Source organism: Desulfoluna spongiiphila (assembly GCF_900101345.1).
In the GTDB taxonomy this organism is placed as follows: Bacteria; Desulfobacterota; Desulfobacteria; order Desulfobacterales; family Desulfolunaceae; genus Desulfoluna; species Desulfoluna spongiiphila.
In genome coordinates, this window is sequence record NZ_FMUX01000006.1 from 79,467 (window position 1) to 100,252 (window position 20,786).

Sequence of the window (20,786 nt, forward strand, 5' to 3'; positions counted from 1 at the left end):
AATGAACCATTGATAGCGTGTGTAAAAATCAACAAAGACGTAGTCACTGTTGTTGATCACTATAAGGCTGACGGAAAAACACGCCATGCCCCTGCTGTCAGGTGGCGTTCCAAGGGGACGTGCCGCGGGGTGGCATGGTTGCGTTTTACCGGGCCCAACGTGTTTTTATCGGTGGTGTTCGGCTGGTATTTCAACCTTCTGGCCCAGGGCGTATGACGAAAGGAATGGCTACGGACGTTCCTTTCGGGGGGCATGCGCCGGGCAACATGGGGACTCACAGGGCCCGATCCGGTTCTACCGCCGGGAAAGGGCCCACGCAGTGAAAGGACATGCAGGATGATTTTGGACAGACTGAAGATTGGGACCAAGATACTCATTACCTTTTTGATGGTCGGTATCGTGCCCCTGGCCGTGATCGGTTCCGTTTCCGTTTTTAAGTCAAGTGAATCCCTTTCTGAGCAATCCTTTGAAAAATTGAAAATTGTCCAGGAGATAAAAAAAGCCCAGGTCCGTGAGTACTACACCCGCTGCCTCGGCGATATCTCTGTATTGTCCAAGAACTATGCCCTGTCCGAAGCCCTCAACCGGTTCCCCATGCTCTTTGACGAGGACGGGACCGTCAACATGGAGGGCTACGACTTCTACGATACCCGCTACGGGGAGTCCATGAAGCTTGCCGTTACGGAGTACGGGTACAATGACCTGTTGCTGATCCAGGCAAACGGCCGCATTGTCTACTCGGCCCGGAAGGCTCCGGATCTCGGCAAGTCCGTGCTGGAGGGCCCCTTGTCCGAGACTCATCTCGGACAGGTTTTTTCCCAGGGGCTCGAAGGGGTTGCCACCACGGACTTTATGCCGTATGCCCCGGCGGACAACCAACCCATCGCCTTTATCCTTGCCCCCATTTCCGTTGTGGACAACATGACCCAGGAGGCACGGGTCACAGGGCTTGTGGCCCTGAAGCTGGACAACGGCCAGCTCAACAGCATCGCCACAAGACGTGAGGGCATGGGGGAGACCGGGGAATCCTTTCTCGTCACCCGCACAAGGGAGGGGGCGGTGTTCCGAACAGACACCCGGACAGGCAAAGCCGGTGACCAAGCCTTTTTCGCCTGTCTGGACGACGCCTCTGCCCAGGAGAGTGGGGCAGGGACCTACACATACAAAGGGGAACAGCAGCTGGTCTCCTACGGAAAGCTGGGCATCGACGGCCTGGACTGGATTATGATTTCCAAGATTGACGGGCATGAGGCCTTTGCCTCCGTTCGCCAGCTCAAGACCCTCATCGGTGTCGTGGTGTTGTTCGGCATCGCCGCCATCGTTTGTGTGGGGTTTTTGATTGCCCGCTCCATCACGCGACCCATCAACGATATTGCCGCGGGCATGAAGGATATTGCCGACGGAGAAGGGGACCTGACGGTACGCCTCAAGGTCAAGGGGCGCGACGAACTTGCCGAGCTCTCCCACTGGTTCAACACCTTTATCAACAAGGTGCAGGAGATCATCCGGCTGGTGTCTGAAAGCGCGGAAAAATTAAACAGCTCCTCCACCGAGCTTGCCCAGATCTCCCACGTGATGAGCGAAGGAGCCGACGAGGTCTCCACCAAATCCGGTACGGCTTCGGCCTCATCGGAAGAGATGAGCGCCACCATGCAGTCCATCGCCGCGGCAACCGAGCAGGCCTCTGCCAACATGAACATGGTGGCCTCGGCGGCCGAGGAGATGACGGTGACCATCTCCGAGATTTCGGATCACTCCGATAAGTCCCACAGCATCACCCGCGAAGCGGTAAGCCAGGCCCACAGCGCGGCCGGTAAGATGGACACCCTGGGGACCGCGGCCCAGGAGATCAGTCACGTCACCGAGGTGATCACGGAGATTTCAGCGAAGATCAACCTGTTGTCCCTTAATGCCACCATCGAAGCGGCCCGGGCCGGGGAGGCCGGTCGCGGTTTTGCGGTGGTGGCCAATGAGATCAAGGACCTGGCCAGCCAAACCGCCGGGGCGACCCAGGAGATCCGCAGCCACATCGAAGGGATCCAGAATTCCACGTCCGAGACCGCAGGGGAGATCAGCCAGATCACCCGGGTCATCGACAACGTCAACGGCATCGTCACCACCATCGCCGAAGCCGTCAAGGAGCAGGCCGTCACCACCCAGGAGATCGCCGGGAACGTTGCCCAGGCTTCCACGGGGATTCAGGAGGTCAACGAAAACGTGGCCCAGAGTTCCCTGGTGTCACACAGTATCGCTGATGAGATCTCCCAGATAAACCGGATCTCAGGGGAGACGTCGTCCAGCAGCGCCCGGGTGAGCAACAGTGCCGAGGCCCTTTCCGGGCTTGCCATGGAGGTGTCCGACCTGGTGGGGCGCTTTAAAGTGTAGGCTGAGAAAAAAAGCCCCCGGCATCTTGCCGGGGGCCTTCGGGGCCATGTCGGGTGACGGGCATGGCTTCCGGCCCTTAATGGGTGTACTCGATGATCTTGACGTCCGGTCCGATCTTTTTGATGATGGCGTCCCGCATGTTGGCATAATGGGGGCAGGGGTACCCGATGGGGTTGCCCTTTGAGATGCACGAGGTAAAGACAATGGCCTCGGCGCCTCGGTCCACCATCAGCTTGGCCCGGGCGATGGCCCGCTTTCCGGGGCAGCCTCCGCAGCTGACAAACCCTATAATCTCTACGGGGCCTGTCTCTTCAAAGGCAAGGGTTCCCTGGGAGGCGATCCTGAAATCCGTGGTGCCGGGGCACATATCTTCTGTCTGTCGACAACGAATGATTCCTACTTTTTTCATCTCACTGGTCTCTTCCGGTTTATTGGGTGTGGGGCTTCCAAGCATCGGGCGGTGTTTGTCTACCTTATATCCGATGCGTTTCGTGGTGTTTCGACGTGGGCTTTAAAAGGGTAAAGACCTCTCGAAACGTGGCTTCAGACTGTCCCGGTACTCATTAACACAAATACTAGTCGCTATCAAGAGAGATAAAACAATGTTCCCGGGCCGTGGGGTAGGGGCTGACCCCTGCAGGATCGGGTGTTGCTATTTTCATGATTCGCATGTAAGTGGATGAACCGAAACGGCAAAAAACAAGTGGGTTAGGCCTTGGCAAAAACCGAAACGCGCCCTTAGTTGAAAGGGAAAGCCAGGAAAACCCCCACGTGCCACATGCCGCAGGCATCGCTAACGGGGCGTATTGTCCGCCCGAACCCCGACATGCCCGGGATACCAAGAATTCCGTGGCCGTGGGGGCGTTGCTGCCCATGACCACCATGACGCGAAGGAAACCGAATGAAATTCGATCAATATTATATATCCGCCGACATCAAAAAGAACCTGGCCCAGCTCGGGTTCAAACGGCCGACGGACATCCAGTTCAAGGCGATCCCCTCCATCCAGAAGGGGGAAGATGTGCTGGCCATCGCCCAGACAGGCACGGGAAAGACGGCCGCCTTTGCCATTCCCCTCATCGACAGGATCCAGCGTGGGAAGAGCAGCAAGCGCTCCTACGGCATCCGCTGTATCGTCATGGTGCCCACACGGGAGCTTGCCGCCCAGATCGGAGAGGTGTTCGAAAGCCTTTCCCGCCACACCAAGGTAAAGACCTTCGCCCTGTACGGCGGGGTGGAGCAGGATGCCCAGATTAAAAAGCTCCAGGGCGGTATTGATGTGCTGGTGGCCACGCCCGGACGGATGTTCGATCTGATCAGCCAGGGGTACATCGGCCTGGACCGCATCGACACCCTGGTGCTGGACGAGGCCGACCGCATGCTGGACCTGGGCTTCATCGACGACATCCGCTTTGTAAAAAAGAAGATCACCCGAAAGCACCAGACCCTTTTCTTCTCGGCCACCATCAATGAAAAAATCAAAAAGCTGGCCTTCTCCCAGGTGAAAAGTTCCGCCATCCGCATCCAGCTGTCCCCCGAGGACCCTGTCTCAAAAAATGTCTCCCATGCCGTGATGTTTGTGGAGATGGATGACAAACGGTTTTTTCTGGAGCGTTATGTCCGGGACAACCCCGAGAGCAAAATGGTGGTTTTTGTGCGCACCCGGGTGCGAGCCGAGCGGGTGGCCAAGGCCATGGCCCGTGTGGGCATCGAAGCTCTCTCCATCCACGGGGAGAAGGACCAGGGCCAGCGCCTTGAAGCCATGAAGGCGTTCAAGGAGGGGGCCTGCCGGATGCTCATCGCCACCGATGTGAGTGCCCGGGGCATTGATATCCCGGACGTCACCGTGGTGATCAACTACGATCTGCCCGAGGTGGCGGAAAACTACGTCCATCGGGTGGGCCGTACGGGCCGCGGCATGAACAAAGGGGTGGCCTTGTCCTTTTGCAGCAAAGAGGAGAAAGACCGCCTGGAAGAGATCCAGGGGTTCCTCGGCAAAGAGATCGAGGTGCTGCGCGTTGGAAAGACCGATTACGCAGCGACCCTTCACTTTTCCAACGAACTGTCTGCCGAAGAGCTCATTGCCGAGCAGGAAGCCTTTGAAAAGAACCGGAAGAAGAAAAAGAGACGCAAGTAGTCTTTTTTGTGCTGTAAACCGGGGATGTACCCCTATGGGTTCGCCCCGGGCCGTGTCAGCTGGCCGGGGCCACGGGGTGCGGGGCGGTATGAAAAAATAAAGAAACCGCAGCGGCGGGACGATATCATGTGCAGGTGTTTAGATGCGTACGGCGGCATCCCGGCCGAGGCCGGGGGATTACGGGCCGGAAAATGACCGCTGGCTGGGGGGAGTAGCGTGAGGACATATCCAGGGCCCTCAAGGGGGTGTTTCTGTTTGCATGGGTGGGTGAAGGCCGCGTTTGTGTTTCTTGCGGCAGGATGCCTGTGCATGGTGTTGCAGGTGCCTTCCGCCTGGGCCGGCAAGCCGGTTCAGGGGGGCAAAAATGTGCTGTTCCTCAGCTCGTACCATCCGGGGTACCCGACCTTTTTCAGGCAGGTGGAAGGCATCCGTTCCGTTTTGGATCCCCGATCTGTTCACCTTGATATCGAATGCATTGACACAAAGCGATTCGATCCCCCTGAAATCCAGGCGCATTTTCACAACCTTCTTACCTATAAGCTCTCCCGCCTTCCTGCCTACGACCTGATCCTGGCCGGTGACGATAACGCCCTGCATTACGTTCTGGCCCACCAGGAAGGCCTGTTTAAGCACATTCCCATTGTTTTTTTCGGGGTGAACAACCGGCGCCTTGCCTTGGAGCAAAACGAGAACCCTCTGGTGACGGGGGTGGTGGAGTCGGTCTCCCTCTCCGAGACCCTTACCCTGATGACCCGGTTGCAACCGGACGTGCGTCGCATCGTCGCCATCTCCGACAACACCGTGAGTGTTAAGGGCGTGCTGGACCATTTCCATGCCGCGGCCCGGGGTTTTAAATCCATTCAGTTTTCTGTGCTTTCCCTTGAAAACCTGAGTTTCGAAGAGCTGGCAGAGGTGCTTCAAACCTTCGGTAACCGGGATGCGGTGCTGCTGCTGTCGGCCTTTGTGGACAGGACCGGACATCGCATCGATTTTGGCCGTGCCCTGTCCCTGATCACGGAAAACCTGGCCTCTCCCCTGTACCATCTCTGGTACCACGGCATGGGGCAGGGCGTTATCGGCGGCAAGCTGATCAGCCATTTTGATCAGGGCCATCGGGCCGCGGAGATGGCCCTTGAGATCCTGTCGGGCACGCCGCCCTTTGAGGTCCCCGTGGAGGCGGACAGTCCCCATCGTTTTGTCGTGGACCCCGAGGCCATGAAAGCAAGGGGCATGTCCCTTTCCCTCATTCCCAGCGGGGTGGACCGCTATCAGGATGTCGCCCCATGGGGCGGCCCCTACGGATTTTATACCCGCATCGCCCTGGGGGGGATCGGGGGGATCTCTTTCCTGGCATGTGTCCTTGCCGTCATCGCCTTTCACAGGCGACGCGCCGACGAACAGGTGGCCCAAAGCGAGCTGCGCTTTCGCCGGTTGACCCGGCACATGGAGGAGGTGTTCTGCGTGGGGTCCATGGCGACCCGGGAGATCCAGGAGATCAGCCCTGCCGTGGAACAGGTCCTCGGGCTGTCTCCATCCAAGGTGCGTCGGAATCCCTCCCTTATCCGGGAAGCCATCCATGAGGACGACCGGGAATCTTTTTTTGCCTACCTGGTCCGACTGCAGTCCGGCCAGGAGGGGATGGAGGCCATCGAGTTTCGCATGCGGGACGTCAAGGGACGGCTGAGGTGGATCCGGTTTCGGGGCTTCAGCATCGAAGAAGCCGGTGACCTGGATTCCAAGATTGCCGGCATGGCAACGGACATCACCGACGCCAAGCAAGAGGACACCGCCATGAAAGCCCTGGTGGAGACCCTGGCAGGACGCGTGGAACAGGACTTTTTCGACGGGGCGGTTCGCCAGCTCTGCGCCTTTCTGGGGTGCGACACCGCCATCATCGGGGAGATCAGGGAGGGCAACATGGTCCATACCCTGGCCATGGTGCAGGACGGATACATGAAGGAGTCCATGACCTATCACCTGCTGGGGACCCCCTGTTTCGAGTCCATGAACGAAGGGGTCTGCATCTATCCCGAGGGGGTGCGGGACCGGTTCCCGGCCAACACCATGCTCCGGCAGGTGGGGGCGGAAGGGTACCTGGGGTTTCCATTGAGGGATCACAACGGAAAGATTATCGGGGTCATGTGCGCCCTGTCTAAGTCCCGGTTTTCCATCCCCAAGCGGACCCAGGAGGTGGTGGCCATCCTTGCCAAGGGCATTGCCAACGAGATGGAGCGCCTGGAGAACGAACAGGAAAAGAAGGCCATGGAGATCAGCCTGATCCGGTCCCAGAAGATGGAGGCCATCGGCACCCTGGCAGGTGGCATCGCCCATGATTTCAATAATATTCTGTTTCCCATCATGGGGTATGTGCAGATGATGCAGGAGGAGACGGCTGCCTCAAGCCCCCACGGCCGTTACCTGAACAAGATCCATGCAAGCTCCCTGCGGGCGAAAAAACTTGTGAACCAGATCCTTGCCTTCAGTCGTAAGGGGGACCAGGTCTTCGAGCCCGTGATGATCCCCGAGGTCCTCACCGAGGTGCTGGAACTGGTCCGGGCCAGCCTGCCCGCAACCATCGACCTGCGGGTGGATATCACCGGAGAGATCCTGCCGGTGATGGGGGATGCCACCCAGATTCATCAGGTGGTGATGAACCTGGTGACCAATGCCTACCACGCCATGGAGGGCAGGAGCGGCTGCATCTGGGTGAAGCTGGCACCGGGAGACAAGGCGGGCCCCGACGGGTCGTGCGGTGTCAGCCTCACCATCCGGGATACCGGCGGCGGGATCGACCCCAGTGTCATGGATTGTATTTTCGATCCGTATTTTACCACCAAGCCCAAAGAAAAAGGCACCGGCCTGGGATTGGCCGTTGTGCACGGGATCGTGGAGAACCACGGGGGTGAGATTGACGTGGACAGCACCCTCGGGGTGGGGACGACCTTCACCGTGCATCTCCCCTGCATGGAGACGGCCTGCATCGAAGAGAGCGTATCGGTTACGGCCCCTGTGCCCGTGGGCCATGAGCACATCCTTGTGGTGGATGATGAAGAGGAGGTGTGCATGGTGGAGCAGATGATGCTTGAGCGACTTGGATACCGGGTGTCGGTGGCGTCAAGCGGCCGGGAAGCCCTTGAAATTATCTCCGCGGATCCGGAGTCGGTGCAGCTGATGCTCACTGATATGACCATGCCCCGGATGACGGGTCTTCAGCTTGTGGCAAGGGTGCGCGACATGGGATGGCCGTTGCCGGTCCTTCTCTGCACTGGCCTGAAAGATGCCGCCCAGGAGCGCACCTCCAAAGGGCTGGGGGTGCTTGGCATTGTGAAAAAACCGGTGAGCATGGGGGAACTTGCGGACCAGGTGCGCCGGGCCCTGGACGCACCGGCGGGCTGACCATGGCCCACGGGTCATGCCATATGTGATGTGTTTGATGGGGGAGGGCCCCCGGCGGGAACGCCGGGGGTTTTTTCGTCTCGGTGCGTGTTGTGCGTCGTGATCTTACCGATCAAATGCGTGCAAACACCTCACGAAGGGCGTTGGCGACATGGGTGTAGCTGACGTCGGCGTCGGGGTAGATGGCATCGAAACTGGCCTGGAGCTCAGAGGCCAGGGGCTCCCTGAGGGCAGGGTCGACCTGGGCGATTTCGGCAAGGGCGCTAAGGGACTCGCCCCCACCCGAGGCGATGTCCATGGCAAGGCTGTCCATGTTGCCCGCTACAAAGGTGTTGATGCGCTCATTGATGGCGAATTTCGTGGTTTCGCCGCACTCCAGGGTGCCGGATGACATGCCGAAGGTCTGGTTGCCGCAAAGCCCGTTCAGAAAGGTGCCCAGAAGGTTCCAGCCCAGTCCTTCTTTTTCTCCGATTGCTACCCTGCCAAGGCCACATCCGCAATCTTCAGATACAGTTTTGCCGTAAGTGGTACCGACCAACATAAACAGAATACCCAACGTGATAATGCACTTTTTCATGGTTCTCTCCTGAAATGAAATGGTAGGTGAACGTGCCGCAAGTAAAATACGTTTATAATGGTTTGCGGCAAGGGGGGAGTAAAGCTACGACGACAATATATGTAAAAAAAAAGATTTATTCAAGGGCTGGCTTTCCTCCTGCGAGATTTCGCAACGTCTCGGCAAGCTTTTTCCTGTAGATGTCTCGCCATGTCATGAGGGCATCTGTGTGGACCCCGCCTTTGACAGTCCACATGGTTTTGGGGTAGCCGGCGGCGTCATACAGGCGACGCCCGTGGTCGTAAGGAATCACCCGGTCCCGGGTGCCGTGGATGATGAGCACCGGGGTAGGGGATAGGCGTTCAATGACAGGCCCGGGGCTGTGGCCGTTGGTGGCCATGACAAAGGAGAGGGGCCATTTCAGCCACCTGATGACGGGGATGAGATCGATTTTATCGCGGACGATGGACCGGTAGGAAAAAAACGAGCTGTCTACGATTACCCCTTTTAAAGGGACATCCGGGGTCGCGGCCGCAGCGGCCACGGCATTGGCACCGCCCAGGCTCTGGCCAAAGGCGATGAGACGGGACGGGTCCACATCCCGCCGGGAGGCCACGTACCTCAGGGCGGCCACGGAGTCCTCAAACACACCCTGCCTTCCGGGTTTGCCCTCGGAGTCTCCGTATCCCCTGTAATCAAAGAGGAAGAGGTTGAACCCTGCGTCGGGGAGCCACTCGACAAAGCCGTAATGGTTGGAGATGTTGGCCGCGTTGCCGTGGAAATGAATGACCGTGCCCAAGGGCTTAGCTACAGGTGAGGCAATGAACCAGCCCGTCAGGCGGGTGCCGTCAAGGCTTTTAAAGGAGACCTCTTCGTAAGGGGTGTCCGGGGTCTGGTAGAGCCGGTTGTCAGGGTGGTAAAAGAGCCCGTTGGCGCAGCCGGTGAATAAAAGGAGCATCAGTACGATGAGCGGGGTGTGTCGGTTCATGGCGAATTCCAGTCTCGTGAAGGTTGCAGGGGGGTATGTGGCCGGGCTTGGGCCGTTATATCACAAGTCGGGCCTGGGTGGTGACTGCTTTACATGTGAAGTATTGATTTTTCACGTATGATGTGGGACCGTTGGTGGCGTCGTGCCGCAACGCCCTTAAGCAAAGGGCCGGTGCATTCCAGAATAAACCATGCTAAGGAGGCGGTTCCATGGGCAAGGATGCATACATCACCATTGCAGAGAGGATGAATCGGAATCCCATGAGGGTTCCCCGGGTCGAGGGCGAGTTCACCCCTTCGTTTCTTGAATACCTCAAGCTTGTGTACACCCCGGAAGAGGCGGAGGTGGTCCGGCACCTGGACGTGCTCCCCGCCTTTGTCACCTTTGAGCAGGTGGCCGAAGCCACCGGCCTTTCCGTGGAGGAGGTGGGGCGTCGCATAGACTCGGCTCATAAAAAGAACGCCCTGGTGGGCATGGGGACCATGTTCTGCCTTCCTCCCATCCCCGTTCTCTTGAACCTCCACCATTTTTACAGCGACTTAAGGGAAGACGATCTGAAGGCCATCACCCTTTATCGCGATTTTTTCATCGACAAGGGCTACGGCCGCTACTACGAAACCAGCGAAGCGGGAAGCCCCGTGTTCAGAACCATCCCCGTGGAAGAGGCCATTCGCTGCGGAGAAAAGGTCATGACCTCGGAGGAGGCCCACAGCTTTGTTGCGAGCCTGTCCACGGAGGACTTCGTGCTGGTGCCCTGCCCCTGCCGGACCCGGGCGGAAAAGGCCGGAGACCGGGAGTGCCGGGATAAATTTCCCATCGGCAGCTGCATCATGATCGGCTTTACCGCCCTTCATTTTGAGAGCATCGGCCTTGGAAAGCGCGTGACCCGGGAGCAGGCCCTTTCTTATATGGATGAGATGATTCGTTTAGGGCTGGTTCCCAACACCGAGAACGTGGAAAAAGAGAGCTCCACCATCTGCCTCTGCTGCGAGTGCTGCTGCTCCCAGGTGAGGGGGCGGACCCGCTGGGACAACCCCGAATCCATCTCTCCCTCCAACTTTGTGCCCAGGGCAACCGACGACTGCGTCATGTGCGGCCAGTGCCTGGAACGCTGCTTTTTCGGGGCTCTTTCCCTGGATGAGGACACCGGAAAAGCCGTGGCCGATCCCAAGGCGTGCATCGGCTGCGGTGTCTGCACCTTTGCCTGCGAGGCCGGGGCCCTTAAACTGGAACGCTTTGAACGCTCCACCCCCTTTGCCTCCACCGGCAAGATGCTTCAAGCCTTTCAGGCGGAGAATACGCCTTAAAGCAGGGAGTAAATCCCCTGCACCCCAGGGTCGCGAATGCTCCCGACCTTCGCTTCCCAGGTCGGTGAAAGATGCCTCCGGCGGCCCTGCCGGGGGCTAAACTTTTAAAAAGTTTGACAAACAGGCTTTTAAAAAACTGATTCAGGCCAATCAAAACCAAAGGCGAATGTGATTTTCCCCGAGGAACGAGGGGGAAAGCGCATTGGCAACCTGCTTTCGAGGTGGCTCACCTCGCCGCCGGAGGCATGGCTTTTTCCGTTATTAGCGTCATAGATGCACGCGTCAGCCCTCGTCGCCGAGCCGGCCCTTTTCCCTCCGAAATCGTTTCTTGTTCTCTTTCCAGCTCTCTTTGTCTTTTTTGCCGTTCTTTCGTTTGTGGGGGTTGGCGGGCAGGTCGTCGGTGTCGAGGAGGACGCTTCCCGGGGCGGGCTGAGCCTGGGGCTTGGGTTTCTTTTTGGCGGCCTGTTTTTTTGGTTCGTCGGGTTTGGGGAGGCCCGGGCCGGAGAGGGCTTTGGCCGGGAGTTCGTGGGCCAGGTAGAGATGATTGGCGGCTTTCTGGAAGACAATGCCGTCGTCTTCGGCCATGGGGACATGGACGGTGAGGATGACAGGGGACGGGTCGATGCGCTTGCCGAGTCGTTTGGCAAAGGCCTTGTCCGTTGCCAGGCGGATCAGGGACTCGTCCGTGGGGGCGATGCCCCGTGCGTGGACCCTGGGCCAGGCCCTGCTTCGGATGGCGGCGTAAAGCTCTCCGGGGATTTCGGCCTCGTAACGGGGCAGGGCCAGGCGGCTTCGGTCCACGGCGCGGATTTTTTTCTCCGATACCTCCACGGGGCAGGGGGTGACGGTGAGGCATACCTCTTTGATGTGGCCTTCCCGGATGTGGCGCCACCCCTCTTCTTCGGTGACGGCCTTGAGGAACTCCTTGATTTTGACGTACCCCTCTTCGTCGGGGACGAGGCCGAACTCATACGGGTCCACCCCCAGGGTGTAGGTGAGCATTTTTGCGAAGGCTTTGGCGGCTTTGATCTGGCTCATGATGTCACGTTCCTGGTGTATCCTTGCCGGTCCCACCACGATTTGAAAATGGCTGTTGCATTTTAATCCGTTGATGGTAAGTCAAGAGAGTCTATTTTTAAGCACGAGCCGGGCGTCCTCTTGCCTGTGGCTCTAACCCCATAGTTGGTTTCCATGATGGCCCATTGAAAAAGTCAGGGCACTGATTTTTGCCATCGCATCATAACACAAGGAGCTTTGAACGCGTATGGATACAACATCAAAAGCGCTTTTTGACCGGGCACAGACCGTGATTCCCGGTGGTGTGAACAGCCCCGTAAGGGCCTGCAAGTCCGTGGGACGGGATCCCCTTTTTATTGAACGCGCCAAGGGCGCCCGGGTGTATGATGCCGACGGCAACGGGTATCTCGACTACGTGGGCTCCTGGGGCCCCATGATCCTGGGCCATGCACCGGAGCGGGTGAACGCCGTCCTGAGAGACGCCATCGAAAAAGGGACCAGCTTCGGCGCCCCCACCGAGCTGGAGATCGACCTGGCAGAGCTGGTCATCGACACCGTGGCATCCGTGGACGTGGTGCGCATGGTGAACTCCGGCACCGAGGCCACCATGAGCGCCATCCGCCTTGCCCGGGGCTTTACCGGCCGGGACGTGGTCATCAAGTTCGACGGCTGCTACCACGGCCACGCCGACTCTTTTCTCGTGGCCGCCGGTTCCGGCGTGGCTACCTACAACATCGCGGGCAGCCCCGGCGTGCCCGAGGACACCATTAAGCATACCCTCTCCATTCCCTATAACGACATCGACAAGGTGCGTGAGGTGATGACCTCCATGGGCGACAAGGTGGCCTGTATCATCGTGGAGCCCATCGCGGGCAACATGGGCTTTATCAAGCCCAAGAACGATTTTCTCAAGGTCTTAAGGGAAGAGACCGAAAAGCACGGGGCCCTGCTCATCGTGGACGAGGTTATGACCGGTTTCCGCGTGGCCCTGGGCGGCGCCCAGTCCCTGTACGGCATCACCCCTGATTTGACCACCATGGGCAAGATTATCGGCGGAGGCCTCCCCGTGGGCGCCTACGGCGGCCGGGCCGACATCATGGCTCACATCGCCCCCAGCGGTCCCGTCTACCAGGCCGGGACCCTGTCCGGCAACCCCCTGGCCATGGCCGCAGGCATCGAGACCTTAAAGGCCATCCGGGAGCCCGGCTTCTACGAGGCCCTCTCCGCAAAAACCACCCGCCTGGTCAACGGCCTTAAAGGAGCCGCCGACAAAGCGGGCGTCCCCTGCACCGCCGACACCGCGGGTTCCATGTTCGGCCTTTATTTCACCGCAGGTCCCGTGGCCAACTTCGAGGACGCCAAGACCTCGGACCTTGAACTCTTCAGTGCCTACTACAACCGCATGCTCGAAGAGGGCATCTACCTTGCGCCCTCCCAGTTCGAAGCAGCCTTTGTCTCGGCCGCCCATACCGATGAGGACATTGATACCACCATCGCCACAGCCACCAAGGTGCTGGCCGAGCTGGCCGGTTAGGCAAGGAAAAAACCAAAAGCATGCCTCCGGCGGCAAGGTGGGGGCACCTTGAAACCCTATGGCGAATGCATGGAGGCAGACATCATGCAAACGTTTTACAAACAGGCCTTCATGGTTCTTTTTGGATGAAGTTTGTGTCGGAACTCTCAAAAAAACGAGAAAGATCGACCGAAACGGAGCGCCGCACTCCGGTGCGGCTTTTTAGCCCGTCGTTACCCGTGCCGCACTCCAGGGGGACAAGGGGGTTCGTGGGGTGATATAAATAGGCCGATGGTCAAACGATAATCAAGGCCGACGTTTGTTTGAAAGGCGGATGTGATTTGACCCGAGGAACGAGGGGCAAAACGCATCCGCTACCTGCTTTCAAGGTGGCACACCTTGCCGCCGGAGGCCGCTTTTTAAGAGCTGAATAGTTACAATTCAAAAAATAAAAATTACCGGGCCAAGCCCTGGGCATTCGCGAACCTGGAGATATGATGCAGAAGACACCCCCACATCACCTGAAGTCCTCGTTGAATACAATCCCCCAAGGGGTACGGCGCGTGCACCTCATTGCCGTGTGCGGCACGGGCATGGGGGCCCTGGCCCTGATGCTCAAGGAGATTGGCCTTGAGGTGAGCGGTTCCGATAACGGCATCTACCCGCCCATGAGCGACCTGCTCGCCGACAACGGGATTACCCTGCTCGAGGGGTACAAGGCCGAGCACTTAGGGGATGCCGACCTGGTGGTGGTGGGCAACGCCATCCGCAAGGACAACCCGGAGGCACTGGCTTTGGGTGAACGGGGCCTGCCTTACTGCTCGTTTCCCGAGGCCGTGGCCGGTTTTTTCGGTCGGGGGAAGCGTACGGTGGTGGTGGCCGGGACCCACGGCAAGACCACGACCTCGTCCATGATGGCCTGGGTGCTGAATCATGCGGGCAAGGACCCCAGCTTCATGATCGGGGGCGTGCTCCAGAATTTTTCCCGCAACTGCAAGGTGGGCCAAGGCGAGTTCCTGGTGGTGGAAGGGGACGAGTACGACACCGCGTTTTTTGACAAGGGCCCCAAGTTTATGCACTACGATCCCGAGGTGACGATCCTCACCAGCGTGGAGTTCGACCACGCCGATATCTATGACGACCTTGGCGATGTCATGGGCTCGTTCCAGAGGTTCATGGGCCGCCACAGGCCCGAGGCCGCCGTGGTGGCCGGGCCTGGCTCAAACGTGGCCCGGGTGACGGCTGAAGCCCCCTGTGAGGTCCTGACCTACGGGTTCAAGGGGGAATCCCTCTGGCGTCCGGAGATTCTGAAGGACACGGCACCGGCCACCTGCTTTCGCCTCTTTCACAAAGGGGAACTTTACGGGGAGTATGCCCTGCCCATGCCCGGGGGCCACAACGTGGAAAACGCCGTGGCCGTCATCGCGGCCTGTCACCGTCTGGGCCTGGATCGGCACGTGGTGGCAGACGCCCTTGCCTCCTTCAAGGGGGTCAGGCGCCGTCAGGAGATTCGGGGGGAAGAAGGGGGCATTCTGGTGGTGGACGATTTTGCCCATCACCCCACGGCCGTGGCCAGTACCTTGGCTGCGGTGCGTTCCTTTTACCCGGACCGGCGGCTCGTGGCCATCTTTGAGCCCCGCACCAACTCCAGCATGCGCGATGTGTTCCAGGCTGCCTATGCCACGGCCTTTGATGCGGCGGATCTTGTGTGCGTGCGCACCCCGCCCCAACCGGAGAAGGTTCCCGAAGGGGAACGATTCTCTTCCGATGCGCTGGTAAAGGCCCTCGGGGCCTCAGGCAAGGACGCGCACCTTTTTCCCGATGCCGGAGGCATTGTTGATTTTTGCCGGGCCAACGCTCGGAAAGGGGATCTTCTGATGGTGATGTCAAACGGTGGCTTTGAAGGGATCCACGGCCGCCTTCTGGCCATGCTGGAGGCCCGGCATGCCGAAGGGAAAAAGGGTGGCGGGGTCGCATGATCCCTGTTCCTTAGCCCTTGCACCGCAAAGAGGTATCGTATTACTATTCGGTTTATTATTCAGTGACGGCCTCATGAACGTGAACGCCGAGTTGCGTTTTTATCCAATTTAAGATGGACGACGGAGCCCACCCTTATGTTGAAGACCCTTCGCTCATGGGGCAAGTTGACCAGCCATTTTTTTTCCCGGCGCAATCGCGATGATATGATCATCGGAGAGGTGTTGACCACCCGGGAAGTGATCACGCGCACGGAGCTGGAGACCGCCCTGGATGTACAGAGAGACCGGTTGTTTCAGCAAGGGGTTGCCGTCCCCCTGGGCAAGGTGATTGTGGAACTCTCCTATGCCACGGAGGAGGAGATCGTCTCTGCGGTCAACGAGCATTACCGCATCCATGTCACCTCCCTGTCCGACAACATCCGCGGGCTGATCAGGCGCATCGGCGATTCCCTCACCGAGGATGTGCCGGCCCCACGGGTGCCCATCTGGTTGCAGCTCTCGGTGACCATGACCGTGGTGATGCTTCTAACCGTCGGGCTCTTGAGTTATGTGATCCTGGAACGCCAGAAGGAGAAGCTCTACAACCACGCGGTGAAGCTGGGCATGGTGAGCCTCGGCTACTTCGGCAGCAACGCCAAGATCCCCCTCCTTGAAGACAACATCCTGTCCCTGAATGCCCTGATCCAAAACGCCGAAGGGGTGGACGGCCACCTCTACGCCCTCATCGTGGATACCAACGAGGTGATCAAGGCCCATACCGACCCGTCACAAATTGGCAACACCATGGTGCGCTATCCCCCCACCGGCCAGGTGGAGTCCCGGGGCGAGGTGACCTATTTTACCCATGACGCCGGTGGTGTCGGGCCGGTCCTGAACATGAGCGTGCCCATCATTTTCAAGGAGAAGCGCCTCGGCGAGGTGCACGTGGGGCTCTCCATCGATTTCATCGACCAGCTTTTCCTGGATGAGCGGGCCTTTCTCGTGATCAGTACGATGATCATCAGCCTTATCGGTCTGGTGGTGGCGGTTTTGTTCGGCCGTCGTTTTTCCAAGCCCATCTCCAGCCTTGTGGTGGCCACCCAGGAGTTTGCCAAGGGCAACTACAGCCACCGGGTGGACAGCCGGAGAAACGATGAACTCGGGCGTCTGGCCACGGCCTTTAACCGCATGGGCAAAGAGCTCTTCAAGCAGACCATGATGCGGGAATCCTTCGGCAAATACGTGGGGTCCGACGTGTTGGAGCTGATCATGAGAAACCCGGAAACCACCTGGCTCAAGGGGCGCAAAAACCAGGCCACGGTCCTTTTTGCCGACATCCGGGGGTTCACCGCCTACACCGAGACCCGGGCCCCGGAGACCCTGGTGGAGGAGCTCAACAACTACTTTGAAATCGCCACCTCCATCATTCTCAAGCATGGCGGGTATGTGGACAAGTTCATCGGCGATGCGGTGCTGGCTGTCTTCGGCGTGCCGGTAAATTACGAGAACCATTCGGAACGGTGTGTCCGGGCTGCTGTTGAGATGCAGCAGGCGTTTCGGCAGGCCGGGGAGTCGGGCCGGAACCCCCTTCTCTCCCGGGTGGGGATCAGCATCAAGAGCGGGGTGGTGGTGGCGGGCAGCATCGGCTCCCAGGCAAAGATGGAGTACACGGTCATCGGGGACACGGTCAATGTCGCCGCCTACATCAACGCCCTTGCCGAGGGCGGTGAGATTGTTGTGGGAAGCAGCGTCATGGAGAGGCACAGGGACATGCTGGAAGTGGAGTCCCTGGTGCCGCAGAAGGTCAAGGGCCGTTCCGGCCTGGTGGAGGTGTATCGGGTGACGGGGATTCGGGATTATGGGCATTAAATCCGACATGCGGTTTTGTTTTTTTCTGCTGGTGTTCCTTGTGGCGGGAAGCTCCTGTGTGGAGCGCCCATGGCATCACAGCGCCGGGGAGTATGTGGTGGTGCAGCCCTCAGCAGGGCAGAGCCTCGACACGGTGGCATCAGACTTCGGGGGCGGCCCCGCAGGGCTGCCTGCCATCGAAGCCCTTAACCCTCCCGCCCTTACCCCTGCAAACACCCCTTTGCTTGTTCCGGCGACGCCTGCCTATGAGCTGGGAATCCGGGCGGGGGGATATCAGGTGGTGCCTGTCCTGACGTATCGGTGGGTTGGCGGGGCCGATTTCGAAGCCTTGGAGGCCCGCCTCAGGGCCGATCTTCTCCAGCTTCAATCCCTGGGGCATTCCCTCCTTTCCCCGGACGAATTCCTTGGCTTTATCCGCATGGAGCGATCGGTCTCCAGCGGGGCCGTTCTCCTTGCCTTTGAGGTGTACCATGCCGAGGGATTCAGAGCCTTTTGGGAACGGAGTTCTGATCTGGGGCTCACCGGTCTTCTTTTCATAGAACCTTCGACGGTGGGTACCGAAGGCGCCCTGACATGGGAGGAGGTGGCGCGCCTTTCCGGGGACGCAATGGAGCCCGCGTTGCTTCCGCCAGGAGGGCAGGGGCTTACAGCCCCGGCTTCTAAAGAGACCCTGGTGGGCTATACCCTCCGGGTCAAGGAGACGATTACCACGTCCCACGGGCTTCTGGCCGGCAACGTCCCGGGGCCCGTGCGGTTTGCCGCATACCCGGACGGGGTGGGCAACAGTGTCATGGCCTCGGTGATGGTCTCCCTGGGGATGAAGGGAATTTTTATATCCGGGGAGGAGGGCAACCCTTTTTTCTGTGACAATTTAAGCGTGGTGCGCATGGATGCAGGGGGCCGTGGGGCCGAGGTCCCTTTGGACCGGTACCTTGACACCTTCAGGGAGGCGGCGCTCTCATGGTGAGCAAGAGACGTGTGTTAGGGGTGGCGGCCTGCCTGTTGGTTCTGGCAGGCTGCACGGTTCCCATGGGGCCCCGGGCCGAGGTGCCCTTTCCCGATGCCCTGCAGACGCGGGCCCTTGCCCTGGAGTCCCGTGGGGATATTGTGGGCGCAATTCGGTACTGGGAGGCCTCCGCAGCGATCTCCCGGGAGAAGCTTTCGGCCCTTCAGGCCCTTCGGCAGGAGCAGATCGGTGCCGAGCTCGCGGCAGCGGATGCGGCCCTTGCAGCCGGCGATGAAGCCGAAGGGATTCGGCACCTTTTAATGGTCTTGCGCATGGAGCCGGGACACAAAGGGGCCAAAGGGCAACTTCGGGGGACCCTTGCCCGGCGCCTGGTGATACCCTGCACCGTTCAGGGCGGTGAGTCCGCCGCCGACATTGCCGGCCGGGTGTATAAAAACGTACGGCTGGATTCCCTGGTGGAGACCCTTTACAGCCGGGACCTGACGGAGGGCACCTTGCTCTGGCTCCCCGGGGTGGAAGCCTCTCTGGTGGCCGCCCAGTTCAGCTACGGCCGCTCCATTTCAAGGGCGCGCAAGGATTACAGGGCAGGGGCCTGGGAACCACTTCTGGCCGTGTCCGAAGAGATCCTCAGCTATGCCCCGGGGGACCAGGAGGCCTTGTACCTGAAGAACACCGCCGCCCACAACCTGGCCGAAGCCCTGTTTCAGAAGGGGCGTTATGGCGAATCTCTGGTCATGTATCGCCGGGTGGATGCCTATTATAAAAATGAAAAGCCCCGGATCCAAGAGATCCTCTCCATTCAGCAGCAGCATCGGGACGAGGAGAGGCTGCGCAGCAACACACGAAAGCTTGCCGAAGCGACCCTGCTGTATGACACGGGGGCTTTCATGGCCTCACGTGACATGCTGGGAACCGTGGACGCGGACTTTCCCGGGAAAGGGGAGCTGTTGCTGCGGTTGACCCGGGCCCTGAACGTGAAGGCAGAGACCCATTACCGCAAGGGGGTTCGCCTCTTTCTGCAGGAAAATCTCACCGGTGCCATTTCCGAGTGGCAGAAGAGCCTTGAATTGAACCCGGCCCACCTCAAGGCAGGTGAGGGGGTTGAAAATGCCGGGCGCCTGCTCGAAAAGGTGAAAGGCATCCAGCCGAGGAACGGGAGACTCACACCATGACAGTGGATCTGGTCACCATGCCATCCCATGGGGCTGCTCGCAACGAGGTGCGTGCGCTTTACAGACTGACGTGGCCCAAAGGGGACGGGACCTTTCTGGAGGAAGCCTGGGGGGATGTGAGGAACCTTTACCGCGGCCTGTGGTCGGGGTACCATCCCTGCGACACCCCCTACCACAACCTTACCCACGTGGTCACGGTGACCCTGGCCATGGCCCGTCTTCTCCACGGGGCGGTGCTGGACGGACAACACGTCACGGCCGAGGAGGGGCTTCTTTGCCTGGTGGCGGCTTTGTTCCATGACGCGGGGTTGATCCGAAGGGTCGGGGACCCCGAAACCACAGGGGCGGAGCTCACCAAGGTGCATGTTCCGCGTGGCATGGAGATGCTCGGGACCTATCTTGCCGGGCGTGGATGGGACGACGGAGCCTGTGGGTTTGCACGGAGCCTTTTGGCCTGCACGGAGCTTGACGCCGATGTCCGCACCATCGCATTTCGCTCGGACACCCGGCGGTACCTGGGAGGGCTCCTGAAGGCGGCGGATCTTGCAGGGCAGATGGCAGACGGTCGGTACGGGGAGAAGATCCTGCTCCTTGCCCAGGAGCTGAGGGACGCCGACAAAGAGGCTTTTTTCGGAGAAAAAAATCTGGTGGCAAACTCTCCTGCCTTTTGCCGCAAAGCCCTTGAGGAGCTGGTGGACGAGGGCGGCAAGAGTGTACTGGATCATTTTCAGACGCATTTCAGGGCCTACCGGGGGATGGATCGGAACGTCTATACCGACCAGATTTCAGCACAGATCTCTTTTCTGGAAGAGGTGATCGCAAGGGGCGGCGACGCTTACCGGACACACCTTCGAAACGGGGCTGTGAAAATGGGTTGTCCCCCCCGCAATTTCGATGCTATATATCCTAAACAGTAACCAGATCGTCATAAACACAATCGTACGAATGATACCGCACCTGACCCGGCGGAGACGCTGCGGGCAGATCGTCCGATCCACATATCACACACATAAACTGATCGGTGCAAAGGAGACAGGTACCCTATGGAAGGACTGGCTTGGGATGATTCCTGCAAAATAGATATTCCATTGATTGACGAGCGCAATCAGCGCCTTATGGAGATAGCGGCAAAGCTCCAGGAGCTTGCCGCCGTGAAACGGAAGAAAGAAGAGGATTTCGAGAACATTGGCGAAGCCCTTGCCGACATCATGGAATTTGCCCGGATGCACTTCAATGAGGAGGAGCGGATCCTGGTGGGCAAGCAGTACCCCGAATTGAACCAGCACAAACGCGAGCACAAGCGGTTCATCAAAAAGCTCATGGGGTTTCGTCGCCTTTTTTCCGAAGACCCTGCAAAGGTGTCCGACGATGCAACGGCCTATGTCGCTTCGTGGCTGCCCGACCATATCAAGGAGGAGGACGCCCGTTACGCGCCCTTTATTCGGGTGCAGAATTACCTGGCCGAGTGCCAGGCCATGGGACGGCGCGGACGCAGCTGATCCGGGGCGATACACAACACGA

The 20,786-nt window shown here is 59.3% G+C and carries 15 protein-coding genes; 11 read left to right on the top strand and 4 right to left on the bottom strand.

Annotation, left to right across the window (positions count from 1 at the left end; translation table 11 throughout):
* Positions 1-336 precede the first annotated feature (336 nt).
* Positions 337-2,385, top strand: a complete 2,049-nt coding sequence (locus BLQ12_RS09970) for a methyl-accepting chemotaxis protein (RefSeq protein ID WP_175469629.1) — start codon at positions 337-339, stop codon at positions 2,383-2,385.
* A gap of 76 nt (positions 2,386-2,461) precedes the next feature.
* Here BLQ12_RS09970 and BLQ12_RS09975 read toward each other — a convergent pair whose 3' ends face one another.
* Positions 2,462-2,794 (bottom strand): CGGC domain-containing protein, encoded by a 333-nt coding sequence (locus BLQ12_RS09975; protein WP_092210653.1) that lies wholly within the window; start codon positions 2,792-2,794, stop codon positions 2,462-2,464.
* Positions 2,795-3,286: 492 nt separating this feature from the next.
* Between BLQ12_RS09975 and BLQ12_RS09980 the strand changes: the two genes are divergently transcribed.
* Both BLQ12_RS09980 and BLQ12_RS09985 read left to right on the top strand, forming a co-directional pair.
* A complete protein-coding gene (locus BLQ12_RS09980) occupies positions 3,287-4,522 on the top strand; it encodes a DEAD/DEAH box helicase (protein WP_092210507.1) in 1,236 nt (411 codons plus the stop codon).
* A gap of 309 nt (positions 4,523-4,831) precedes the next feature.
* Complete coding sequence (locus BLQ12_RS09985) at positions 4,832-7,918, top strand: ABC transporter substrate binding protein (RefSeq protein ID WP_139163931.1); 3,087 nt, start codon at positions 4,832-4,834, stop codon at positions 7,916-7,918.
* A gap of 112 nt (positions 7,919-8,030) precedes the next feature.
* Here the strand turns inward: BLQ12_RS09985 and BLQ12_RS09990 are convergent, their stop codons facing one another.
* Positions 8,031-8,495: a DUF3015 family protein gene (locus BLQ12_RS09990; RefSeq protein ID WP_092210509.1), complete on the bottom strand. Its 465-nt coding sequence runs from the start codon at positions 8,493-8,495 to the stop codon at positions 8,031-8,033.
* A 115-nt stretch (positions 8,496-8,610) separates the two neighbouring features.
* On the bottom strand, positions 8,611-9,462 hold the full coding sequence (locus BLQ12_RS09995) for an alpha/beta hydrolase (RefSeq protein WP_092210510.1): 852 nt from the start codon (positions 9,460-9,462) through the stop codon (positions 8,611-8,613).
* Between the two features lie 209 nt (positions 9,463-9,671).
* Between BLQ12_RS09995 and BLQ12_RS10000 the strand changes: the two genes are divergently transcribed.
* Positions 9,672-10,769, top strand: coding sequence for an ATP-binding protein (locus BLQ12_RS10000; RefSeq protein WP_092210511.1), 1,098 nt, complete (start codon positions 9,672-9,674; stop codon positions 10,767-10,769).
* A gap of 282 nt (positions 10,770-11,051) precedes the next feature.
* Here BLQ12_RS10000 and BLQ12_RS10005 read toward each other — a convergent pair whose 3' ends face one another.
* Positions 11,052-11,807 carry an RNA 2'-phosphotransferase gene (locus BLQ12_RS10005; protein WP_092210512.1) on the bottom strand — a complete coding sequence of 252 codons (756 nt, stop codon included), beginning with the start codon at positions 11,805-11,807 and terminating at the stop codon, positions 11,052-11,054.
* A 226-nt stretch (positions 11,808-12,033) separates the two neighbouring features.
* Between BLQ12_RS10005 and hemL the strand changes: the two genes are divergently transcribed.
* From hemL to BLQ12_RS10040, 7 genes are all read left to right on the top strand, one after another.
* Positions 12,034-13,320 (top strand): glutamate-1-semialdehyde 2,1-aminomutase, encoded by a 1,287-nt coding sequence (gene hemL, locus BLQ12_RS10010; RefSeq protein WP_092210513.1) that lies wholly within the window; start codon positions 12,034-12,036, stop codon positions 13,318-13,320.
* Positions 13,321-13,793: 473 nt separating this feature from the next.
* Positions 13,794-15,278 (top strand): UDP-N-acetylmuramate--L-alanine ligase, encoded by a 1,485-nt coding sequence (locus tag BLQ12_RS10015; RefSeq protein WP_302846767.1) that lies wholly within the window; start codon positions 13,794-13,796, stop codon positions 15,276-15,278.
* A gap of 135 nt (positions 15,279-15,413) precedes the next feature.
* Positions 15,414-17,126 carry an adenylate/guanylate cyclase domain-containing protein gene (locus BLQ12_RS10020; RefSeq protein ID WP_092210515.1) on the top strand — a complete coding sequence of 571 codons (1,713 nt, stop codon included), beginning with the start codon at positions 15,414-15,416 and terminating at the stop codon, positions 17,124-17,126.
* Positions 17,116-18,093, top strand: a complete 978-nt coding sequence (locus tag BLQ12_RS10025) for a hypothetical protein (RefSeq protein WP_092210516.1) — start codon at positions 17,116-17,118, stop codon at positions 18,091-18,093. The genes BLQ12_RS10020 and BLQ12_RS10025 overlap by 11 nt, the downstream gene beginning before the upstream one ends.
* The gene (locus tag BLQ12_RS10030) at positions 18,087-19,265 is read left to right on the top strand and encodes a hypothetical protein (RefSeq protein WP_092210517.1); all 1,179 of its coding nucleotides are present in this window, start codon (positions 18,087-18,089) and stop codon (positions 19,263-19,265) included. The genes BLQ12_RS10025 and BLQ12_RS10030 overlap by 7 nt, the downstream gene beginning before the upstream one ends.
* Positions 19,262-20,182: an HD domain-containing protein gene (locus BLQ12_RS10035; RefSeq protein ID WP_092210518.1), complete on the top strand. Its 921-nt coding sequence runs from the start codon at positions 19,262-19,264 to the stop codon at positions 20,180-20,182. Before BLQ12_RS10030 ends, BLQ12_RS10035 begins: the two co-directional genes overlap by 4 nt.
* Positions 20,183-20,308: 126 nt before the next feature.
* Positions 20,309-20,764 carry a bacteriohemerythrin gene (locus tag BLQ12_RS10040; protein ID WP_092210519.1) on the top strand — a complete coding sequence of 152 codons (456 nt, stop codon included), beginning with the start codon at positions 20,309-20,311 and terminating at the stop codon, positions 20,762-20,764.
* Positions 20,765-20,786 lie beyond the last annotated feature (22 nt).

Coding starts and splice junctions, on each gene's coding strand:
- BLQ12_RS09970 (WP_175469629.1), top strand. CDS start 337: ATGATTTTGGACAGACTGAAGATTGGGACCAAGATACTCATTACCTTT.
- BLQ12_RS09975 (WP_092210653.1), bottom strand. CDS start 2,794: ATGAAAAAAGTAGGAATCATTCGTTGTCGACAGACAGAAGATATGTGC.
- BLQ12_RS09980 (WP_092210507.1), top strand. CDS start 3,287: ATGAAATTCGATCAATATTATATATCCGCCGACATCAAAAAGAACCTG.
- BLQ12_RS09985 (WP_139163931.1), top strand. CDS start 4,832: ATGGTGTTGCAGGTGCCTTCCGCCTGGGCCGGCAAGCCGGTTCAGGGG.
- BLQ12_RS09990 (WP_092210509.1), bottom strand. CDS start 8,495: ATGAAAAAGTGCATTATCACGTTGGGTATTCTGTTTATGTTGGTCGGT.
- BLQ12_RS09995 (WP_092210510.1), bottom strand. CDS start 9,462: ATGAACCGACACACCCCGCTCATCGTACTGATGCTCCTTTTATTCACC.
- BLQ12_RS10000 (WP_092210511.1), top strand. CDS start 9,672: ATGGGCAAGGATGCATACATCACCATTGCAGAGAGGATGAATCGGAAT.
- BLQ12_RS10005 (WP_092210512.1), bottom strand. CDS start 11,807: ATGAGCCAGATCAAAGCCGCCAAAGCCTTCGCAAAAATGCTCACCTAC.
- hemL (WP_092210513.1), top strand. CDS start 12,034: ATGGATACAACATCAAAAGCGCTTTTTGACCGGGCACAGACCGTGATT.
- BLQ12_RS10015 (WP_302846767.1), top strand. CDS start 13,794: ATGATGCAGAAGACACCCCCACATCACCTGAAGTCCTCGTTGAATACA.
- BLQ12_RS10020 (WP_092210515.1), top strand. CDS start 15,414: ATGTTGAAGACCCTTCGCTCATGGGGCAAGTTGACCAGCCATTTTTTT.
- BLQ12_RS10025 (WP_092210516.1), top strand. CDS start 17,116: ATGGGCATTAAATCCGACATGCGGTTTTGTTTTTTTCTGCTGGTGTTC.
- BLQ12_RS10030 (WP_092210517.1), top strand. CDS start 18,087: ATGGTGAGCAAGAGACGTGTGTTAGGGGTGGCGGCCTGCCTGTTGGTT.
- BLQ12_RS10035 (WP_092210518.1), top strand. CDS start 19,262: ATGACAGTGGATCTGGTCACCATGCCATCCCATGGGGCTGCTCGCAAC.
- BLQ12_RS10040 (WP_092210519.1), top strand. CDS start 20,309: ATGGAAGGACTGGCTTGGGATGATTCCTGCAAAATAGATATTCCATTG.